This is a genomic window from Psychrobacter sp. Rd 27.2 (assembly GCF_001921755.1).
Classification (GTDB): domain Bacteria; phylum Pseudomonadota; class Gammaproteobacteria; order Pseudomonadales; family Moraxellaceae; genus Psychrobacter; species Psychrobacter celer.
Genome location: NZ_MRYB01000006.1, coordinates 90,928 through 110,250 on the forward strand (window position 1 = coordinate 90,928; position 19,323 = coordinate 110,250).

Sequence of the window (19,323 nt, forward strand, 5' to 3'; positions counted from 1 at the left end):
GCAAACCTTTAAGAAAACGCGCTTTTCTTAAAGGTTTTTTGTTATCTATGGTTACTACTGCTACACACGGTACAGCGAGCATTATATAGTGATGAAATACCACTATTATGCCGCCATTTATCGATGAGGTCTGTCATGCGCAAAATTCCTGTTTACTCCCACCCTGCTGCCGGTTGGCCTGCGCTGATCTCCTCGACACGCAAACTGATGGATTATCAGACCTTTTTACGCGGTAGTGTCAGCGTCCTAAAAAGCAATCAACCCAAAGGCGGATTTGACTGCCCAGGCTGCGCGTGGCCAGACCATAAGTCACACAAGCGCATCGACGTCTGCGAAAACGGCATCAAAGTCATCGCCAGCGAAACCATGACGAAAAAGGCGGATGCGCAATTTTTTGCGCGGCATACCGTCACCGAGCTACAAGGCTGGTCGGGCTATGAGCTTGAGCATAGCGGGCGCTTATCAGAACCTTTATATTACGACGCCGCACAAGATCGCTATGTACCGATTTCTTGGAAGGCGGCTTATCAGTGTATCGCTGAGCAATTAGGTCAACTTGACTCACCAGATGAGGCGTTATTTTATACCTCAGGGCGCGTGACCAACGAGCCAGCCTTTATGTATCAATTGTTTGTACGCTGTTTTGGTACCAATAATTTACCAGATTGCTCGAACATGTGCCATGAGCCGACCTCAGTAATGCTCGGTAAACAGCTGGGCGTCGGCAAAGCGACAGTCATGCTAGAGGATTTTGAGCAAGCCAAGCTCATATTGATGTTTGGTCAAAACCCCGCCACCAACCATCCGCGCATGCTCGAAATGCTCGCTCATGCCCATGAGCAAGGCTGCCAAATCCTCTCGATAAACCCCATGCGCGAGCAAGGCTTGAGTAAGTTTCGAAACCCACAAAAACCCACGCATATGGCAGCAGGCCAAAGCGACACCATGGTCGATGAAGTCGTGCAAATCCAAATCGGCGGCGATGCGGCGCTGCTGACCGGCATTGCCAAATGGCTGATTGAGAATAATAAAATTAATACCGATTTTATTACAACGCATACCTCAGGGTTCGAGCCATTAAAACAATGGCTGACCGAGCAATCTTGGACGGATATCGAGCAAGGCTGCGGTATCGCTCAGACAGAGATTATCAGGCTTGCTAAGTTGGTCGTCGATAGTCCAGCGACCATTTGCACATGGGGCATGGGCATCACTCAGCATGTACAAGGCGATGACAATGTAGCGATGATTACCAACCTATTATTATTGATGGGTATGATTGGCATTGAGGGCGCAGGCGCATCTCCTGTGCGTGGACACTCTAACGTACAAGGCGATCGCACCATGGGTATCCATGAGCGCCCAGCGCAAAAGCTACTCGACAGCCTAGCGCGCGTCTTTAAGCGCCCAATGCCGCAAGCAGCAGGCTTTGATGTGGTGACAGGTGCCAAAGCATTGATCGCCGGCAAACTCAAAGTCTTTATGAGTATGGGCGGTAACTATGCCGTGGCCGCCCCCGATACCAGCGCTATCGAGCAAGCACTCACCACCACACAGCTCAATATATTTGTGGGCACCAAGCTCAATGAAACCATGCTCTACCCAGGGGCGCATAACCTAATACTGCCTTGTCTAGGGCGTACTGAGCGTATCGTGACGGCCAAAGGTGAGCAGTTTGCCACCATCGAAGACTCTATGTGTCAGATTGTCCCGACGCAAGGCACCCTAACACCCGTCAGCGACGCGCTCAAATCCGAGGCGCAGATCGTCGCCGATATCGCCACGCATGTGCTCAAGACTGATACCGACATTCCTTGGCAGGCGATGAGTACCGACTTCGATCTCATTCGCGACTATATCGCCCAAGCGATTGACGGCTTTGAGAACTTCAACACGCGCATTCGGGCAGCCGAGCGCGGTTTTCATTTATACCACCCAGCGCGCCACCGCATGTGGAATACAGACAGTGGTAAAGCACAGTTTATCGTGCCGAAATACCCCATCACTTATGTCGCAGCCCAAATGGCCGACACCGCCGCTGCCTTAAATGATGGCTTAAACTCCTCTGGCAATGACAGCGACCAAAATATCGAACAAAAAATCTGGCAATTGACCAGTGTACGTAGTCATGATCAATTTAATACCATGATTTTTGGCTATAACGATCGCTATCGCCAGACCAACCGCCGCGACGTGCTATTTATGCATCCAGACGAGATGAGCCGCCTAGGCTGGCAAAAAGGAGATCAGGTAATGGTATCGCGGCACGCCAGCAGCTCAAGCCACACAGCGCATAAAAACAAGCCGCGCGTACTAGGGCCGCTCATATTGACTGAAATGGATATCGCCGCCAATGCCGTCGCCGCCTATTATCCTGAATGTAACGACCTGTTTGATTTGGATACCCATGCGCCAGACTCGCACATACCTGCCTACAAATCGACAACGGTGGTTTTGCAGCGTGTTGCGACAGCCGCGCGATTATCTGACCCTGTACTATCAGCATAAATTGTCAGCGTAGGCCGTGTCCCATAAAGGCGCTTAGCATAGCGCCGTATGGGTGTGTTATCCATATTGATTGTTATTCCAAAACAGCCAGACGATCTGTCATGGCAATAAAGCGTGTTGAGTCATCATGATAAGCAAAAGCAACCCCATACCTGAGAGTGATAATGAGCGAAGCTATCCGCTAAAAAACACCCTGCCTGTCTCTACGAGATCGCCTACCACCGTCCCACTCGCCCGCAGCCACTGTGCGAAAAAGCATTTTTATCTGCCCGATAAACCTACCTTTGCCAATAGCCGTATGCCAGACAATACTGGACAAATGGATAAGTCTCAGCTTCACAGTGAAGAGCAATCGGCGGACTTGGCAGTGGAAGCAGCTGTCGCTATCGTTATCAATGGTATCCATTATGCCGTCTTAATGGCCAGCCCTCATCAGTTAGAGTATTTGGCGGTTGGGTTTTTGTTTAGCGAAGGGCTGATCGAGCATAGCCATGAGCTGCTCGATTGGGAAGTCACCCAATTGACAGACAGCGCCAGTTGCCAACCATGGGCACAAGCGCCCCTTATTAAAAACTCGCCTATAAACAATGCAATAGATACAGCCGCTTTGCCAGATACGCTTGAGACACTTCTCACACAGCTGCAAGATTATGACGTCTATGTGGTAGAGCTCAGACTGAGCCAACGCTGCCATCAGCGCATCCAAGCCCAAAAGCGACAACTGGCGGGACGAACGGGCTGCGGTATGTGCGGTATCACGGGGCTGACACAAGCCCTACCTGATTTGAGCGCTTATACGCAAGATAGCCAACCAATTCAGGCAGCCTGCCCGCGTCTGGATTATCTATTGGATATGCGCCAGCAAATCACTGCCATGCAACATACCCATCAGCTAACAGGGGCGGTACACGCTGCAGCGACCCTGCATGACGAGCAGCTGTATTTGTTTGAAGATGTTGGCCGCCACAACGCGCTAGACAAACTGATTGGCTGGCAGCTGCGCAACAAGCGAGAGGCAGACTGTGTGCTGATGACCTCACGCTTGTCTATCGAGCTGGTACAAAAATCGATTCGTGGGCGTATCCCTTGGCTTGTTGGCATGTCTGCGCCCACCAGTACGGCCGTACGGGTCGCCCAGCGCTATGGTTTGGGGCTGGCTGGGTTTTTGCGTGACAATAGAGTCACCTACTACACTGGTATTTGATGAGTATTGCCTAACCACATTTTCTAAATCCTGTCGTTATCACCGATTCGTTTACTTTGATACCCTCACATTGAGCATTTAATACTGCCACCATTCAATACGTTAGCCTTATTGACACCCTCACAAACACCTTTTCATAAACCCCATTTGTCAATGCCATTTTTCTTGAGGTCGGTCTCTGCCTTTTGGTCATTGATGATAAATAACTGACCGATAGATTTGAGCTTCACGGCAGAATAGGGTACCCTTAGCGCACGAGTATGTTACACATAGTTAACATAGCTGTAGTTTTATTTATAAATACCGAGCCTATGGTGCGACGCATCAGGGCTGTAGCGTGTTTGATACTTAACTACAGGTAATGCGTCAATTACCTAATCATGGGCAAAAATTCGCTCATGCTTGGGTGTATTTCAGCCGGCTATACATAATATTAGCCGATAAAGCTGTCTACACTTAGCATCGTCATCAGCAGATGGCTGAGTGCTTATCCATAATTTTGCTGTAGATACCTGCCTTGTCAGCGCTCTATAGCAGCCAGCTACTATCAAGTATGACCACTTGACAGCGTGATGGATTATCCATCAATAGACGCATGCTGATGACTGCCCTGCGATTTTTGTGAGACATGGCTCACTGTTGCATGTGATTTTTTCAAATGACGTACAACAGTGAGTAACCGGCATGATGTCAATGGGCAGTTGTCATTTACAGGTTGCAGGATCTACTCTTAAAACACCAAGTGCGCCAGCGCGCTGCATTTGGATCGGCGCTGACCGCTTTTTATGACGGCCAACTGTTAGCACTGTGTGATGCCTCTACATAAGAATTTTATGGGCTTTATTGTATTCTTAACAGTTTTGGGTAGAGATATCCTATTAAACTTTTATTTATGTAAAATAATCGCGAGGTATGAATTTGAAAACTGAGTCACTGTTCCAATTTTCATCGTTAACCATTATTTTATTGTTGTTAGCGTTTTATGGCGGCACGTATTTGTTGTCATTGCTGATCAAAAAAGACAAAGAAACCACTTCAGGATTTATGGTAGCAGGCCACGGTGTCGGCTTTGGCATGGGTGCTGCTAGTATGACCGCTACTTGGATTTGGGCCGCATCATTTTATGCCGCGGCGACCTCTGGCTACAAGTATGGCGTGTCAGGGCCGATACATTACGGCTTTTGGGGCGCGCTGATGATCTTATTCATCTATCCTTTTGGTATGCGCTTTCGTGAGCTTGCGCCCGATGGTCATACCTTAGGTGAGCTTATCCACGCCCGCCATGGCTCATCAAGCCAATTAATTTTAGCCATATCCAACCTTATGGGCAGCTTAATTAGCTTGATGGTCAACTTTACTGCGGCTGGGGCATTGGTGTCGGTATTATCGCCATTATCGTTTCAGACAGGGGTCATGATTGCAGGTATCGGGGTGCTAAGCTATACCTTAACCTCAGGGTTTCGCGCTTCCGTCTTTACAGACTTTGCGCAATTGGTCGCTTTGATGGCCATCGGTATTGTCATTATTCCAGCGGTACTGTTTGCGATGGGCGGGCCACAAGTCATGGTCGATGGCCTCTCTAACCTCACGCTTGAACAGCAGGATTTCTTTTCATCCGAAGCGTTTTTTCAGCAAGGGGCGCCCTATTTTGTCGCTGTACTTGCTTATGCGATTGGTAACCAAACCATCACGCAGCGCTTGTTTGCGATCGATAAGACTAAGATTAAACAGACCTTTATTACCGCCACAGTCGGCTATGCTGGTATCGTCATCGGTCTTGGTATGATCGGATTGATGGCTTTGACCATCGGTATCGAGCCACTAGATGGCAATATGAATAACCTCATCCCGCAGATGGTCAGCACTTACTTGCACCCTGTATTTATCGCCTTGTTCTTTATCTTGGTCATTGGCTCACTATCATCGACAGCCGACTCGGATTTGTCGGCATTATCGACCATTATGATGGCGGACGTGTATGGCAAAAACATTGCCAAAGGCCGCGTCAAGCCTAAAACGATGATGCTCGTTGGTCGTAGCACGATGATTATCGCCACCGCTGCCGGACTGATCTTTGCCAGCTTTAAGCTAGATATCTTGGTGATGTTGGTCTTTGTAGGGGCGCTGTGGGGCGCGATTGTTTTCCCGGTCATCGCCAGTGTGTTTTGGAACCGCGTGACCAATGCCGCCTTTACCTCGGCGGTCATCATCGGCCTGCTGCTATTCTGTGTGGTACGCTTTGAGCTGCTACCGATGACAGGCTTTACTGCCCTTTTCTTTGAAATACTGGCCAGTGTGGGCGCCGCAGTCGTGATTGGACTGATGGTCTTTGGCTTTTTGGGTCGTAAAATCGGCATGGTAGCGGCAGCGATCACGCTGGTACTGATGCTCATTTTTGCCACAGGCTTCTTACGTCAGTACATGGTACTACTGGCCTCACTAACGGCCTATGGTGCCAGCACCATCGTTTGTATCATCGTTAGCCTCATGGGTGATGAACACTTTGATTTTGCTTTAATCAATCAACGTGTTGGCGATTATGATAAAAAAGCCAAGGCATCGACCTCTGAGCTTTCATAAACACAGGTAGCGAGCACCGCTTGCGGGTTTGGCAGTTGGTCAATATGTGACCAGCTGCACAGGCAACCCTTCATAAATACTATAAGGAGATATCATGGACAACGTCTTTATCTACGGCTTATATATTTTAATTTGGCCAGCCATTACGCTCGGCGTGCTGGTATTGATTTGTACCGCGACTTATCGCGATATCAAACGAGCCAAACGTAATAACGAAGAGATATTATAAAAGTACATACTCAATAATCAGTACTCTCATCAGTGGGTCCGGCTCACTGATGAGCCTGAATACGTAAAAAACTCATAAAAAAGCACTAAAATCAGCACAAGTGAACAAATAAGCTATTTTTAGCCAAAAAATGACTTGTAATTTAAATTATTTTTGCTAATATAGTCCACCTTGATTGGCTGGATGGCAGAGTGGTCATGCAGCGGACTGCAACTCCGTTAACGCCGGTTCGATTCCGACTCCAGCCTCCAATTATTTATTAACGTCATGTTAATTTAGGCTTGCATTATCAGCATAACCGCTTATAATAGCGACCACTTATCTTACCAGCGAAAAGCACTATCAACGCTTTTTAATGTATAGATAACACAAGTTTTGCCCGGGTGGTGAAATTGGTAGACACAAGGGATTTAAAATCCCTCGCTAGCAATAGCGTGCCGGTTCAAGTCCGGCTCCGGGTACCATTATATAGTTCTATGCTATCTCATAGAGTAGACAAAGCCCCTGATATCAGGGGCTTTGCTGTATCTGACGTCTTATACTGTCCTGTCTTATCTAGCCCAATCCGTGCATATAATGTACACTGTGATGTACACTGGTTTCTAAATGTACATTGAGGGTGTCGTCATGGAAGAGCGCAAACCTATTAGCTCCGATCGGAGTATTAGTAGCCACAAAGCTGCTGACAAAGAATACCTAGTGACTGTCAGACATCATCCAATGCTTTACCTTATGGTCAGACCAAATGGCACTAAGTCTTGGATCTATCGTTATAAGTCCCCTACCTTATCTAAAAATAAACGCATCTCACTGGGTGTGTATCCAAGTGTGTCGTTTGCACGTGCCCGTGAGATATGGCGTGACTATGAAGAACTGCTTAGCCGTAATATCGATCCTAAAGATCATCGTGAAGAAGAACAGAAAACACTATTAAGCAATACTAACAATAGTTTTAGTCATTTTGCTTGGGAGTATTTTGATAGCTTGGATCAAACTCAAAAGAGTAATACGCTTATTCGTAAAAGAGGTCGGCTTGAGCTGATTTGCTCCTACATAGGTGATGAGCCGATCAGTGAGATCAGCTCGCCTAAAATGCTTGAAGTATTATTAGACATCCAAGCCAACTCATTAAACAAAGCTGGCAAGCCCACAGACAAGGCTGAACGCTGTGCAGGTATCGCTAGTGAAGTATTTATTTATGCTGGCGCTCGCGGCTTTTGTACGAGCAATCCTGCGGCGCTAATCAAGAGTCAACTGGCTAAATCAAGCTATGGTCATCGCCCTGCTATTACCAAACCTAAAGAATTAGCTAAACTACTACGCGATATTGAGACTATAGAAGGTGATCTAAATACAATTAATTCCCTTAGGCTATTGGCGTTACTGTTCGTGCGTAACGGTGATCTTAGGCGTATGCGCTGGGCTGATGTTGATCTAGATGCTGGCAGGTGGACATTAAAGCCGCTAAAGGGACAAGGTAAGGTAAACATGGTCAAGGACATGGTGGTTCCCCTACCTCGTCAGGCCGTGGCAATCTTACGAGAACAGCAAAAGATCAATGGTCATACTCCATATGTGTTTTTTAGTCAGACGGCAAAAAAACACCAGATTATCTCTGATGCGACGGCAAATAAGCGTTTAAAAGATTTGGGCTATAAAGACATTCATTGCGCTCATGGTTTTAGAGCCACAGCGAAGACCATCTTACAAGAGCAATTAAAGTATCCTCTCGTGCTTGTTGAGATGGCTTTGGGTCATACAACCAAAGATCCTAATGGCACAGCTTATGGGCGGTTTGAATACATCGATGATCGGGCGCAGATGATGCAAAACTGGGCGGACTACTTAGATGCGCTTAGAGACGGTCAGGATACCGCTAAGTTTAGAGCAGATGTAAAAGACGACGCTGACTCTACTGCCCAACTAAAAGCGTTAATCGCAGAATTAGGAGAGGATCAGGTACTTAAGCTTCTTAGGACTAATAGCTAAAGCTAATTATCTAAACTTATTCAGAAATATATTATTAATAAAAAACACAAAATACGTTCTATAGAGATCGATAATAAACTTATCTCATTTTATCAGATGTTTGGTCAACATAGTTTATCGCTTGCGATAGTCTATCAATAGCTTTAGCTTCTTCGTCATTATAATAATCTCTGTTCATTATACTTAATAATCCTCTGCCGACTCTAGTTATATTTCCTTTAGGATATATCAGCTTACAGATCTCTTGATAGGATTCTTCTATGTATTGATATAGGGTTTTAATGTGAGCTATTTCAGCTTCTATAAGCTTATTGCTATTTCTGAGTTGTACATCATCATATTTTAACTTTTTTGTTTCTTGTTTAAACTTTTGGATTTTCCGTTCACGTCCGTTAATTGATAGGAAAAATAGAACTATGATCGGAGTAAAGAAAATTACTAACAGCGTAATAACACCTCCCTTAATTCCTTCACCATTCGTTGCTAAAGAACCACCACCAAACCATGCTAGTGTAGCTTTCTCCTGCGCAGCACCTGATAAAGTTTGAATAGATGTACCAGTAGAAGCATCTCCTAGTATTGTAACTAAACTTAATCCAGCCATAACTAAAATAGCGCCTATTAATGCACCAAATATTATTGCTACAAGTGGTTGTATATAGAATTTTGATATGCGTTCTAAAGTATAAAGCTCTTCTGGTACGAAACTATAGGAGTTAAGCCTCTGTTGAAGCTCATTCTTATCGTAAGGCTGTTTACATAAACTTTTACTTTTCTCAATTATCTTGAAATTATGGCAAGTTGTAGTTTCTAATTTTTTAAGTAACATGTTAGTTTGCTTTCTTGCATCGATATGGTTGTTGAAAGCAGCAATATACTTTAGATAAGTTTCATCGTACCTAAGACTAGTTGTTTCGACAGACTGATGGTCGATACTCGACTCATCGATAGACGTGGATTTTATTTTATTGGGAACTCTAAGTTTTGATAATTTGAAGCGTTTGTTTCTATATAGCTTTCTAGCCCCAGCAAATATCAGTATGACTAAAACCATAACCAATATTACCCATCCAAATATAGAGACTTCAGATGAGATTGCTATATCAGTTGTTTCCATAAGACTTGAACTCTATCTAAAAATATATATGGTTTGAAACAAACCATAACTTATCACTAAATTATACAATAAAGCTATTTTGAGAATGCATCAACCTAAAATCCCCTCAAACATATCATCCAAATAAGCTGTCTGATTGCCTATCATAAACAGCACATTACGCGCCTTTAGCTCCTCTTCGCTAAGTGAGTTATTAATAAGCTCTCTTAGCGGTGTGGTGGTTAAGATAAAGCTATTGAGTACAAGATCATTGTCTAACTGGCTCTCAAGCTCTTTAATCTGCTTATATAGATTAATCTTGGCATCATCGGTACTCATGTTACGAATACCTTTAGGATCAATCAATGTTAGATACTGCTGGCCTGTCTCTTTATGTATAAGCCATAACAAGAAGTCTGGATAAAAATTACCTGCCAATGCAAAACCTAAGCCTTTATAGCGGTTATCAGGATTACGTAATAGATAGACGTGATAGTCCTTGAGCGCATCGATCTGTTTAGCTGAGTTGATATACTGCTGCAAATCATCAACAAACTTGACCTCACTGCTCTCGCCCTTTCTATCATAATCAAAAACAGCAGGCGACCACGTAAACGGTAAACTGTCATCGTTTTTGCTAAACAAGGGATAGTACAGATGCTTATCAAATACGACGGTACGGAGGCTACCGTCTTCCCATTTGACTTTATCTAGTTGCCCTTTGTTGACAATCTCTTGCAGCTTATCGAGGCGATCAAAGTATTCTTGAGCTTCACTATTCTGACCTTCTTTTGATGTAAACACGTATTTGTCACACATATGTACGGGCAAATCATCATCGCCTACTTCAAACTCAGTCACTTCGTAGTACTGACCTTCGTACGCGTTTTTCATGGTCTTATAAAATCTGTCCATGTAGGCTTGTAGTAGCTCTAGCAGAACGCTTTGTTGAAAGCGAATACCGCTCACATCTTGGGTGAGCTTTTCGCTATCTACTAGTAGCTTATACCAATCGTCATGGGTATTTTTTATTGGTTTACAGCAAAATGCGCGTAGATCTTTAAGGTCAATACGAATATTGGTATAGCCGCGCTGCATCTTATACTTTTGTAGCTGCAAATACAGCCAATCAAAATCAAAGAATGGCATGATGTTCGGTGATATCTCTTGCTCTTGACGCTTGTCTTGTAGATCGTCATTGCGTTTGCGTTTATCGGTATGATAAGCCTGCAAACGCGGGTATAAGTCAAGCACGACAAAAGGCGTTTTAATTTTTCCTTGATACTGTTTAGGTATCTCAAACAGTGATAGCTTCATTTGCGCTTTAAAGCCATTTGGCTGATTGTCTTTGTAACCGTCTTTAAGCGTCAGAGTTTTGAGTCGATGCGGCGCTTTGATACGATTGGTCTTAAAGTCTAAAGTCACTAAATCCTGATTTAGAACGATCCCTTCATCATTTAGGTATTCGCGGAATTGTTCCATATAGTCAGCTTGCAAGCCGAAGATATTGATGGTTTGCAATAGATCAAGATGCAAGTCTTGATACTCACCTCGACTATAGATGTTGTGCGGAGTGCGTTTAAGGGAGTAACCCTCCCCCTTTAGACGCACGCCACGACCAAACAGCTGAATGATTTGCGAGCCTTCCCCTTTGCCCATATTCAGCAAACCCATAGTAGAGACACGCCAACTGCTCCAGCCTTCAGTAAACTTACGTGAGCCGATAAGTAGATTGGTTTTGCTGTTGTCATCGTTAATAGTGTCAAATAGCGATGGGTTAAATGCATCCGCACGTGCATTTAGATAATGGCTATCTGTCAGTTTTTCGCACTGATCGAATAGTCCTTTTTCGTCGCCTACGTTTATCACTCCGAACGGCTCGTTCTCTCCCACTTGTAAGCGCAGCTCGCCGGTATTTTGAGTGATACGAATGACGTTTAAGCGCTGATTACTCCCTGCATTAAAGAACTGGCTAAGTATATCTTGATAAATAGCTTCTGCATCTCTACCATGCAATGGAGCAAAACGATTAACAAAAATATTGTTACCTTTGTTATCGACCAGACGTGAAGTATTGGTGATAAAGTCATGAATCCAGTTGATGGTTTCTGCTTTATGATGACTGTCTAAAAAATCTGCCAAAAATTTGATAATGGTCAAAATATCTGAATCATCATCGTTAACCTTGTTACCAACAAATACCCAAAGTGGATTTTCGATTTTGAAAGGTTCAAGACGAGCTACATTATGAGCATACAGGTACTGCTGCTGATAAAAGGTCAGTAAACAGGCGGTTAAGTAGAGCTGCTGACTGTCACGGCTTTCGCCTTTTTTCATATTAAGAATATTGACTTCTTTACCGTAGCCATCTTGGTAGAAGTACTTATAAGAGTAATCAAATAAAATATTTTTGGCATAGACTTCACGCAGGGCTTCACGGCGTGCCTTTTGCTTTTCAAGCTCGTCCAGTGCTAGTGACTTTAGCTGTACATCATCAAGTTTGGTTAAGGCACTGGTACCGTAGAGCATTTTCGCTTTGCTTTTTTGCTCGTCTTCTTCTTGCTTAATGACGTTCTTAGATTTTTTTGAACTACTAACAGCTTGCCCGAATGTCGCTGAATATTCAAAGCTAAAGCCGTTTTTGGTCAAAGTATCACGGTAGCCCATCCACACGCCACCACTACTAGTACCGCGATGTCCTTCATCAATCAGTACAAGGTTTTGGCCTTCTAAAGACTCAGCCGCTACTGTCTTGTCACCATCTCGATCAGCGAGTTTATTGATATCGATGATTTGCACATAATTTAAAAACTGATCGCGAGATCTATATTTGTTAAATATCATGGCATCGATGCCAGATAACGCAAAGTCTTCTAGATGCTGTTGACTCAAGCCATCATTAGGTGTCAGTAAGATAATTTGCTCAATCTTATCGGTATGATCCGCTTGCTCGATATAGTATTGATACTGCAAAATATTGACATGCATCAAGAGCGTCTTACCGCTACCTGTAGCGCTCCAATACGCTACTTTGTTTAGATCTTCAGCGACGTAGGGCTGGAGGATTTCGCTGTCGTTTTTATCCGTGTTGTAGGCGGCAAGCGTATCGTTAAGCTCAGCTAGCATCTGATCCGTGTGGTTAAAATAGTGATCTAAATAGTACTCAGTAAATAGCAGTGATAAATACTGAAAGTACTTAGGATTTAGTTCACTGTTTTCCTTCTCATTACGAGCCTCACTGATCTGTAGCCAGTGACGCACAATATTTCTATCATAGCGCCTTAACGTGTCGATATCTAAAGCCTGCTTACCAACTAAGTCTCTACTAGTCAGCTCAGTAAAAAACTTGGTTTGACCTGCATTGTCACCTTCAAGCTCTATGCCTTGATGCTCAGGTGAATCTAAAAGCTGCTGCATTCCTTCGATACTGCTCGGGTTAAACTTTGACCACAGCCACTGCGTCAATACCAGCTGCTCATGAAAGTTTATTTTTTTGCTTTTTGTTTTACTGGATTTAGCCATAACTTACTCTGCAAACATACGCTCAAGGAATACCTGCTCTATCGAGCGGACTTTTAACTCACTACTGCCATCGTCTTTTTTGGACAATTTGCTATTAATGTTGTGATCACCATTGACATAGATGTAGCGGTACTCTTTGTCGTTTGGATTAATAGACAAGGTGTCAAGCAGCTGATTTAATTTGTCATAACCAATACGCTCACAATCACGCCAGAACACGGTGACAAATTCTCCTGTCCGCAAATGTCCAACGACCTGCACATAGCCTTGTTTTAGCTGATAGTCTATATTTCTAACCTTTAGCCCTATGAGATAGTTAAAGGTATCGATAAGATCGACGTTTTGTACGGTATAAGCACCTGCACTATCAGCAGTTATCTTGAGCTGATAATCAAAAGGGTTTGCAAAGTCGGCAACATTAAGTAGCGAGTCTTTGCTCTCAATATCCAGCATGTAGTGCATGAGATAGTCATCTTGCTGAGCAGGTGTCAAGTCAGCAAACAAATCATTCTGAGCGGGACTACGGTTGAGCTCAAGGTTGTTCAAAGTATCCTCATAGCTCTCAAGCTTGACGACTTTTAGGCAATGGCTAATTCCTTTATAAGGGTTTGCTATGCTTTCATCACTCTTGCTTTTCGGCAGTGCAGGCTTGCCACCCTTCCAGTTTTCGCTATAAACAACCTTTTGAATACGTGGCTTAACTACAGTATCAAAATATTCACCTTGCTCAACTAGAATATACTTACGGTTACCATCATCTTCTCGGTTTAGAGATATAGTAGCGTGAGCAGTTGTGCCACTCCCTGCAAAATAGTCTAGTATAATATCCTTATTGCTATTAGAAGTACTGAGGTGGACACATTTTTCAACCAAATTTATCGATTTTGGGAAGTCAAATATTTTCTGTCCTAAAAGATTAATCAATAAGGAGTTACCATATTTACCAGCATCGTACTCACCCCCCTTCCAAACAGTTTTAGGTACAGTTTCTTCATGAGTGACAAAGAGATCATATTCATCGTTAACTTTCATAGCTGCTATTCTATTTAGGTTGGACTTGATTGAATCTAATCCAAAATTCCAGCGCCTTTCAATGCCATTTTGATCAATTGGCCAGACTTCAATTTCATCGTTAATTGTTATGTTTTTTGATATTGGGTGATAATCGTCTGCTGGAACCGTCCCTATCTTAATTATTTCACCTGACTGATTTAAATAAATAGGATAAAAAGATAAACGCCTCTCGGTTCTTAGTGAGTTTTCTCCCCAACGACGCATTTTTCTAGGCGTACTGTTCTTTTCTAAACTTCTTTGAATATACTTACCTTTATCGTCAGGCGTTAGAAACAAACAGTATTCATGAATTCTATTGAAATCCTTCGTAATTGATCCTTTAGGATTATGCACAATTGTTATTTTAGATAGTCTATAGTCTATGAAAATATCTTTAAGAATGAAATTTAAGTTATTCTCTTCAGAATCATCAATAGCAACGCTCTGTATACCATTTTGACTTAATAGATTTTTTCCTAAAATTAATCTATTACTCAATAAAGTCAACCAAGACGAGTGTTTGTATTCATTCTTATATAAAATTGGTGTTGAGTTCGTATTGTAAGGTGGATCAATGTAGTTGTATTTGACTCTATCTTCATACTTTTCTTGTAATAGATTTAAAGCTTGAAAATTATCACTATTGATTATCAGACCATCCGTCTGCTCATCCAAATCATCAAGACTATTTAATAGCTTGGCTTTAAAGCTTAAATCAAACAAGCTAGTATCCACCATGAGATACGGATGCTCTTTTAGATAATGGCTGTTACCCCAATACGGTAAGCTATCATCAGCCACATTAAACCCTAAGCTCTCCCACTGCTGCCACTGAGCCTCATTATCAGCAATTTCGCTATACAGCGACTCGTCGACACGATCAAGCGTAATGCAATAATGGCTCGACACTACAAACTTCTTTTTAAGCCATAGCTTCTTTTGAAATTTTTCTAGCGACGCTAGAAAGTCAATTAACTCACGACCAATTTTACGTAAGCATTTAATCAGCACAAGCTGGCGCTCTATCTCTATAAAGCCTGAGTTATTAACCACATCGTCTAAATGCATGACTTCGTTTTTGATATAGAAGTCCAGCTCGTTATTTAAGAATTTACCCAAGTCTTTATGAATGAAATAATCAGCTGTGTTCTTTTGCGTATAGGTGTCTAAATGCTTACGCAGTAAGTCACGATCAGCCTGTGTTTCAGTTGGTGCTGGATGCTTGAGTAAAGTAGCCCATGCTGTATCAACTTTGGTATTTGCCAATATATCGTCATGAGCTTCTTTATTGAGCTTATCTTGCTTGGCCTTACTGTCCATGACCGCGTATTCAAACCATACCGTCAGCTCATCGCCAGCGTCATTAAACTCTATAGGGTGTACAGTTTCTTCATATTCCTCGCCTTCTTCATCGGTACGAGTTAGCGTCTTCGGCTTAGAGAGAATAACGAAGCGACGGTTTTTGTCATTGTCTTTTTGATTGTCCTTCGCCGTATCAGCAGATAGCAGACGGAATAAGACAGATTTGTCTGACTCACCTATCGAGTTGAAGCGAATACGGTAATTGCTAAACATCTCACCTGACTTGGTATAGTACTGGTCTTTATTCGCCCAATGCAGCATCACCTCTTCGCCAGAATAAGGAATGGCATAGGTATCGCCTTTATAGCGACGCTGACTGATAAAATCGCCCTCATCATAATAGCGACTAAAGAAGGTGTACAAATGACTAAACACTTGCGCTTGATCAAATGTGCTATCAGCATGACCTCTTAGCTCTTGGTACTGCTGTCCAAGTGAGCTTTCAATAGCGGTTTCGTTGACTAAGTTACCTGCCTCATCAAACGCACGCTTACCAAACTCATCTTTGATTTGATTAGTAATGCTCTCTAGCTGACTGTCATGTACATCGCTTTTTGCGTCTGCTAAATAGGTCTCTACCTTGGTTTTCAGACGATTATCCAAATAATCGCTAATCTCACGACGACGAGCATTCAAGATACGATAGATACCAAAGTCTAGATCAGGGCGATCAATTTGAAAGATGTTTTTTAGTTTTTGATTGAGATTGGCGTATTGGCTCATGAGTCATCCTTCAATGTTTCTATATTGCTAGTGCAGTATTTTGTCATAGCGTCCATAACAAAACGAGCTGGCTTAGTTATAACTACCAAAACCAAGCTAGCTCTAAGAGAGTAAAAATTAACCAAATATTATAGCAGATCAGGGTTTTGGTAACTTAAAAAATATAAACCGTGCTAGTGAAAAACGGTTTCAGCATATCTGCCAGCGGATGTGATAAAACGTTTCAAACTGGCTTTTTTTGTGCATCATCTGCTCTAGGTTTTCTATTAAGGTATCGCGTCTGTCCTCAATCTCATCAGTGACATCAAAGATGTTTTGCCGCAGTTTACGCTGCTCGCGCTCCGCCTTTTTGAGCTGCTCTTGCTTTTGTTTTTGCTCGTCAATAGTACTGGCTTGGCGTGCTTCACGCTTTAGGCTACGTATTTTTAGTTTGATATCATCAAGCGCCGCTTCTGCTGAGGCCATATGGTCATCTGCCCACTGCTCAATCTTTTCTTGCTCACGCTGAAAGTATACTTGATTGTCATCTAATGCTTGACTGAGCTTGTTTTTGTGTTGAAGCGCTAATGTATCGGTAAATAGCTGCGGAATCGCTGGCAACGACTGATCCTTGGTCAAAGTAGCATCTAGTCGCAAAATACGCTCACAGATATCAGCGTCTAAAATAGTGCTATCATCACTCATACCTGTGAGGATGACATGCTCTTCTTTGGCAAAGGAATCTAATGATAATACACTCAGTGCCAGCCACCCTGACTGCCCTACTAATGGCTCAAGGCTAGAGACTTTTTTGGAATAATGGCTATAGTCAAAATCAATGCTCACCGTCTCAGTCGGTAATTCTTTTGCTTTATTAAGTACATACTCTCCTAGCGGATGGGTCAAACGGTAGATATAGGTATTATCAGGGACAGACTCGCCTTTACGGATGAGCTGATAATCCCCTACCTTGATATCCAGACTAGGCGATGTATGCAAGGTGAAGTGGAGCTGACTAGGATGAAAGTCAGCATAAGGTGCAAGTAGCGCTCGGCTAATCGTCCAAAAAAAGTTACTGATACGATCAAGCTGTTCTTCAGCTCGCTGCTTATGGATCTTCAGCAATTCGTGAATATCTGCATCAAAGTGCTTAAGTAGTAAGTCGCGAGTCTGTAGCATTTTTTGATTAATCTGGGCTTCAAGCTCAGACTGAAGCTGATTAAAGCTTGCTTCTATCTCTTGATTTGTACGGCATTTATCGTAGATCTCAAGAATACGCTTCTCAAAATTAATACCACTCTCTATCGACCCTAGTATCTCGTTTGAGGCACCAAATACTCCTTCAAATAGATCAAACTTTTCACTAAGCAGCTCCATCACTCGCCTATCAGCAGCGTTGCGCTCATTAATAAAGTTCACGACGACAACATCAAAGGCTTGGCCATAGCGATGACAGCGACCAATACGCTGCTCCACTCTTTGTGGATTCCAAGGTAAGTCATAGTTAACCACTAAAGAGCAAAACTGTAAGTTAACCCCTTCAGCTGCCGCTTCAGTAGCAATCATAATCTCAGCGTCATCTCTGAAGTAATCGATCAGTGCTGTACGTCTGTCTATCGAGGATGAACCTGTTACTCTATCACTACCGACATGTTTAGCTAACCACCTGTGATAAATACCTGTATTGACTGGGCTATTATTGCTACCGTTAAAAGCAACTACTTTGCCATCAAAACCATGCGCTTGTAAAAACTCTAATAGATAGGTCTGTGTACGGCGCGACTCAGTGAATATAACGGCTTTTTTTGGCGCTCCCATTTCGAACATACGGGCAAAGCCGCGCTCCAAGGCGGTCAATAACGCATAGGACTTACGATCTTCATCAATCTCGTGTGCTAACGCAAGATACTGATCGACCTCAGCAATTTCAGCTTTGAGCAAATCAGCATCAACGCCGCGAGTTTCATATCCGTCTTGATCGTATTCCTCTTCTTCTAAAAGCTCTTCGTCGATATCCTCATCGTCTATAAAGTGCGCTATCCATTCAGCATCAATGGTCTGGTTATCTAAAAGAGCTTGGAGACGAGTACGAATTGATTCTAATGTTGCTATAACAGCAGAAGTAGAAGATGCGAGTAGCTTACGTAAAACAATGGTGATTAGATGTCGCTGCTGTACAGGAAAGGCGTAGCTAAACTCCCTTTGTAAGTAGCTGTTAATTTTCTCATACAGACGCTGTTCTATTTCACTAGGCGTAAAGGGGACGGTCAAAGCATGACGCTTGGTATAAGGGATATATTCTAAAACATCTTTGCGTAGCGTACGATGCACAAACTGATCTAAGCGACGCTTTAGCGCTGGCAAGTTATCTTGATTGACGTATTGACGGCGAAACGCCTTATCATCTCCAAATAAATGCTCATCAATGATAGTACTGAGTCCGTATAGCTCCATTAATGAGTTTTGTAGTGGCGTGGCTGTCAAGAGTAGTTTATTGCGAGCAACTAGAGACCTTTTAAAGCTATTGCCTGTTTTGTTACTTGGTCGATGGGCATTACGTAGCCGATGCGCCTCATCAATGACTACCATATCCCAAGGTATCTTTGCTAGCTCATGCTCCATACGACTGGCAAATGGATAGGAGATAACCGTGATCTTTTTATTTTCAAAAGGGTTATAGACGCCGTCTTCGCGTAGCTTCCTCCAAGTGGTAGCATCTAATACCTGTACTGGTAAGTTAAATTTATCTTGTAGCTCTAATGCCCACTGCTTACGTAACGATGCTGGACAAACAATCAATAAATGTCTGCGATACTCTGCCCAGTATTGGCAAAGCACTAAAGCCGCTTCAATCGTTTTACCTAAGCCTACTTCGTCCGCTAAGACAACACCTCGACTTAAAGGGTTGCCAAGCGCAAATAAAGCCGCTTCGATCTGGTGTGGATTAACATCGACTTGAGCGTCAAACAATGATTGCGCAATACGCGCATCATCTGAGCTACTACGCTGCTTGGTGATCTCCCAAGCGAAATATTTTAGTTGGTGGTTGGTTATGTTTTTCATAGCTTAAATCTTAGT

General features: G+C 43.2%; 9 protein-coding genes and 2 tRNA genes. 7 read left to right on the forward strand and 4 right to left on the reverse strand.

Features of this window, described 5'->3' with window-relative positions; translation table 11 throughout:
• The first annotated feature begins 135 nt into the window (after positions 1-135).
• From BTV99_RS06885 to BTV99_RS06910, 7 genes are all read left to right on the forward strand, one after another.
• A complete protein-coding gene (locus BTV99_RS06885) occupies positions 136-2,508 on the forward strand; it encodes an FdhF/YdeP family oxidoreductase (protein WP_075101634.1) in 2,373 nt (790 codons plus the stop codon).
• A gap of 127 nt (positions 2,509-2,635) precedes the next feature.
• A complete protein-coding gene (locus BTV99_RS06890) occupies positions 2,636-3,712 on the forward strand; it encodes a formate dehydrogenase accessory sulfurtransferase FdhD (RefSeq protein ID WP_083608563.1) in 1,077 nt (358 codons plus the stop codon).
• A gap of 912 nt (positions 3,713-4,624) precedes the next feature.
• Positions 4,625-6,292 carry a sodium:solute symporter family protein gene (locus BTV99_RS06895; RefSeq protein WP_075101635.1) on the forward strand — a complete coding sequence of 556 codons (1,668 nt, stop codon included), beginning with the start codon at positions 4,625-4,627 and terminating at the stop codon, positions 6,290-6,292.
• Positions 6,293-6,386: 94 nt separating this feature from the next.
• The gene (locus tag BTV99_RS13690) at positions 6,387-6,521 is read left to right on the forward strand and encodes a putative transporter small subunit (protein ID WP_208855952.1); all 135 of its coding nucleotides are present in this window, start codon (positions 6,387-6,389) and stop codon (positions 6,519-6,521) included.
• Between the two features lie 177 nt (positions 6,522-6,698).
• A tRNA-Cys gene (locus BTV99_RS06900) sits at positions 6,699-6,772 on the forward strand.
• Positions 6,773-6,898: 126 nt separating this feature from the next.
• Positions 6,899-6,985 (forward strand) — tRNA-Leu (locus tag BTV99_RS06905).
• Between the two features lie 163 nt (positions 6,986-7,148).
• On the forward strand, positions 7,149-8,510 hold the full coding sequence (locus tag BTV99_RS06910; RefSeq protein ID WP_075101636.1) for an integrase arm-type DNA-binding domain-containing protein: 1,362 nt from the start codon (positions 7,149-7,151) through the stop codon (positions 8,508-8,510).
• 79 nt (positions 8,511-8,589) lie between these two features.
• Here BTV99_RS06910 and BTV99_RS06915 read toward each other — a convergent pair whose 3' ends face one another.
• The 4 genes from BTV99_RS06915 to BTV99_RS06930 form a co-directional block, all read right to left on the reverse strand.
• Entirely contained in the window at positions 8,590-9,627 is a 1,038-nt protein-coding gene (locus tag BTV99_RS06915) for a hypothetical protein (protein WP_075101637.1), read from the reverse strand.
• Positions 9,628-9,717: 90 nt separating this feature from the next.
• Positions 9,718-13,128: a DEAD/DEAH box helicase family protein gene (locus BTV99_RS06920; protein ID WP_075101638.1), complete on the reverse strand. Its 3,411-nt coding sequence runs from the start codon at positions 13,126-13,128 to the stop codon at positions 9,718-9,720.
• A 3-nt stretch (positions 13,129-13,131) separates the two neighbouring features.
• Complete coding sequence (locus tag BTV99_RS06925) at positions 13,132-16,266, reverse strand: site-specific DNA-methyltransferase (protein WP_075101639.1); 3,135 nt, start codon at positions 16,264-16,266, stop codon at positions 13,132-13,134.
• A gap of 189 nt (positions 16,267-16,455) precedes the next feature.
• Entirely contained in the window at positions 16,456-19,308 is a 2,853-nt protein-coding gene (locus tag BTV99_RS06930; RefSeq protein ID WP_075101640.1) for an SNF2-related protein, read from the reverse strand.
• Positions 19,309-19,323 lie beyond the last annotated feature (15 nt).

Bases quoted from the DNA above. Each gene is read 5' to 3' on its own strand.
- BTV99_RS06885 (WP_075101634.1), top strand. From the start codon at position 136: ATGCGCAAAATTCCTGTTTACTCCCACCCTGCTGCCGGTTGGCCTGCG.
- BTV99_RS06890 (WP_083608563.1), top strand. From the start codon at position 2,636: ATGATAAGCAAAAGCAACCCCATACCTGAGAGTGATAATGAGCGAAGC.
- BTV99_RS06895 (WP_075101635.1), top strand. From the start codon at position 4,625: ATGAATTTGAAAACTGAGTCACTGTTCCAATTTTCATCGTTAACCATT.
- BTV99_RS13690 (WP_208855952.1), top strand. From the start codon at position 6,387: ATGGACAACGTCTTTATCTACGGCTTATATATTTTAATTTGGCCAGCC.
- BTV99_RS06910 (WP_075101636.1), top strand. From the start codon at position 7,149: ATGGAAGAGCGCAAACCTATTAGCTCCGATCGGAGTATTAGTAGCCAC.
- BTV99_RS06915 (WP_075101637.1), bottom strand. From the start codon at position 9,627: ATGGAAACAACTGATATAGCAATCTCATCTGAAGTCTCTATATTTGGA.
- BTV99_RS06920 (WP_075101638.1), bottom strand. From the start codon at position 13,128: ATGGCTAAATCCAGTAAAACAAAAAGCAAAAAAATAAACTTTCATGAG.
- BTV99_RS06925 (WP_075101639.1), bottom strand. From the start codon at position 16,266: ATGAGCCAATACGCCAATCTCAATCAAAAACTAAAAAACATCTTTCAA.
- BTV99_RS06930 (WP_075101640.1), bottom strand. From the start codon at position 19,308: ATGAAAAACATAACCAACCACCAACTAAAATATTTCGCTTGGGAGATC.